The sequence below is a fragment of the Streptomyces rectiviolaceus genome, assembly GCF_039533825.1.
GTDB classification, from domain to species: domain Bacteria; phylum Actinomycetota; class Actinomycetes; order Streptomycetales; family Streptomycetaceae; genus Streptomyces; species Streptomyces rectiviolaceus.
In genome coordinates this window covers 290,226-292,973 of sequence record NZ_BAAAUG010000022.1, presented here as the reverse complement: position 1 = coordinate 292,973, position 2,748 = coordinate 290,226, and the positions used below count along the sequence as shown (strand labels likewise).

Genomic DNA, 2,748 nt, shown 5'->3' with positions numbered 1-2,748 from the left:
GCGTCTGCGCCGCGCCGACCGATCACGCCTCCACGCCTCCGCCGGCCGATCACGCATCCGGGTCGGCGAAGTCGCACCAGACCGCCTTGCCCTCGCCGCGTGGCTCGATGCCCCAGCGCGAGGCGACCGCCTCCACCAGGAGCAGTCCACGGCCGGAGGTGGCGGTCTCCACCGGGGACCTCTTGCGGGGGCGCGTACTGGAGCGGTCCTTCACCCAGAGGCGTACATGGCGGGGCGGGCCTGTGAGCACCTCGAGCGTGAGGATGGCGCCCCCGTCGGTGTGGACCAGGGAGTTCACGAGAAGCTCGCCCGCCGCCACTTCGACATCGTCGGCGACCGCGCCAAGACCCCACGCCGCGAGGTGTTCCCGCAGCGCCGCGCGCGCGTCGGCGAGCCCTTCGGGGTCGGCCTGGTGGACGTACCGATGGATACGAGGCTCCTGGAGCGTCCCGGGGTCGGGGAGCCTGCGCAGGACCAGGAGCGCCACGTCGTCGCTGCTGCCCCATCTCTCCCACAGCGCGCCAGAAAGATGGTCCGCCAGGTCCTCGGCCGTCTCGGGGCCGGCGGACAGCACCTCGGCGAGGTTCTGGATCCCGGTGTCCAGATCGAGACTGGCGTCCTCCACGAGCCCGTCCGTGCAGAGCACCATGGTCTCGCCCGGCACGAGGTCGAGCCGCACCTCGGGATAGTCCTCCATCTCGAATTCGGTGGCCAGACCCAGCGGAAGCCCGCCACGGACCCGTGGCACGCCCACGCGGCCGTCCACATGCCGCACGAGGGGCGGCAGATGCCCGGCCCGCACGACGCGCACGATGCCGGTGGCGGGGTCGAACTGGGCATAGGTGCAGGTCGCGAACCGCTCGGTGTCGAGCTCGGCCAGGAAGCGGGAGGTGCGTGAGAGCACCGTCGCGGGTGGGTGTCCCTCGCCGGCGAAGGCCCGCAGGGCGATGCGCAGCTGCCCCATGATGGCCGCGGCGTGCGTGTCGTGTCCCTGTACGTCACCGACTACCACGCCGATGCGCCCACGGGGCAGGGTGATGACGTCGTAGAAATCGCCTCCGACGTCACGACCGCCCCAGGCGGCGTGATAGCGCACGGCGACCTCGGAGTCCGGGACGTCGGGGATCCCGCGCGGCAACATGGTGGCCTGCAGACTCGTGGCGAGGTCCCGTTCCTCGTCGAACAGGATGGCGCGCTGCAGCGACTGGGCGACGATGCCGGAAAGACCGATGCAGAGGTTGCGGTCCGCGTCGGTGAAATCCTTGCGGCCGCGGTAGAAGAGCGCGAGTCCGCCGATGGCGCGGTCCTGCGCGACCAGGGGCAGGAACGCCGCCGAATCGAGCTCCATGTGCTCGATGTAGGGACCGAGGCGGGAGAAGCGCCGCCCTAGATCGGGCAACGAGCCCACGAAGCGTGGCTGCCGGGTCAGGACGGCCTCGACCAGCGGCAGCGACTCGTCGACCTTGTGCAGCTTGAGTTCGTCGAGGGCCTGCATCGTCTGGCCCACCAGGGCGATCAGCTTCAGGTTCTCCCCCTCGACCAGCCCCAGGACCAGGCCGTCGGCGGCGAACCGGTCAAGGCCGCTCGCGCCGGAGAGCACGGCCACCACGTCGTCGACCGTGACCGCGCGGGAGAGGGCCTGCGTGGTGCCCTGCACCATCAGGGCGATGCCCTGCCGCCGCTCCTCTCTGGGGTCGATGGCCGCGAGCTCGGTCCCGTCGTTCGCGGCCGTCCGCACGACTCCGACGGCGCGCACCGCCCGGCCGTCGTCGTCGCGCAGGACGCGTCCACGGACATGACTGAGGTGCCGCGAGCCGTCGCGGTGGCGGACGTGGAAGTAGACGCCGTAGAGGTCGGCCCCCGTGGTGTCCGCCTCCGTGACGGCGAAGCTGATGCGCACGGCCTCCTCCGGGGGCACACGTCCCCGCAGCGAGGTCACCAGGCCGTGGAATTCCTCGGGGAGCAGGTCGAGCACCGCCATGGCGCTGGCGTCGAGGCTGAGCTCACCGCTGTCCAGGTCCCAGTCGAAGCTGCCCATACCGGTCAGGAGCAGGCACTGTTCCAGGTCGATGTGTGACTTCTTGGCTGACGTCATGGATGTCTCCGTATGCCGCTCGGTCACCATAAACGCCAGGCGCCTCAGGCGCGCGGCCGTCGCATCCACGGGTGGTCGGCTCGGCCGCGGGTTGGTCCCGTCGCATGGCCCGCCCCCGAAGGGGTACCGGAGTCGCATGCTTCACCGGCCCGGAGAATCCGCGGCCATTCCCCCGTCCAGAAAGAGGTACGTATGTCCGCGTCCCTGCTCGAGTCCGTCGATGTCGAGGCGCCGATTTCGGTCGCCTGGGAGCTGTGGAGCGACGTGGAACGCTGGCCCTCCTTCCTCAGCCACGTACGCATGGTCGAGCCGATGGACGAGTGCCGCTTCGCGTGGCAGCTGGAACTGCCCGGCGCGGAGAAGAACTTCGTCGCCGAGCTCACCGAGGTGGTGCCCGAGAACCGGATCGCCTGGCACACCGTCGAGGGTGTGGACCACGCCGGCGTGGTGACGTTCCACCGCCTGAGCGACACCACGAGCCGGGTGACCCTGCAGATCGAGTACGACCCCAAGGGCTTCGTGGAACACCTCGGCGCCCTCACGAACCTCGACTCCACGCTGGCCAACTACGACCTGGGTGAGTTCCAGAAGCTCGCCGAGAGGGCGGCACGCCAGACCCCGTGAGCCTGAGCGGGGGGCCATGGGGCCCCCGC

2 protein-coding genes are annotated in these 2,748 nt (G+C 70.5%); one reads left to right on the top strand and one right to left on the bottom strand.

Annotation, left to right across the window (positions count from 1 at the left end; all coding sequences use genetic code 11):
• Positions 1-49: 49 nt before the first annotated feature.
• On the bottom strand, positions 50-2,095 hold the full coding sequence (locus tag ABD378_RS07090; protein WP_344519578.1) for a SpoIIE family protein phosphatase: 2,046 nt from the start codon (positions 2,093-2,095) through the stop codon (positions 50-52).
• Between the two features lie 192 nt (positions 2,096-2,287).
• On the opposite strand from ABD378_RS07090, the gene ABD378_RS07085 reads away from it, so the two are divergent.
• Positions 2,288-2,719, top strand: coding sequence for an SRPBCC family protein (locus ABD378_RS07085; RefSeq protein ID WP_344519577.1), 432 nt, complete (start codon positions 2,288-2,290; stop codon positions 2,717-2,719).
• Positions 2,720-2,748: the final 29 nt, after the last annotated feature.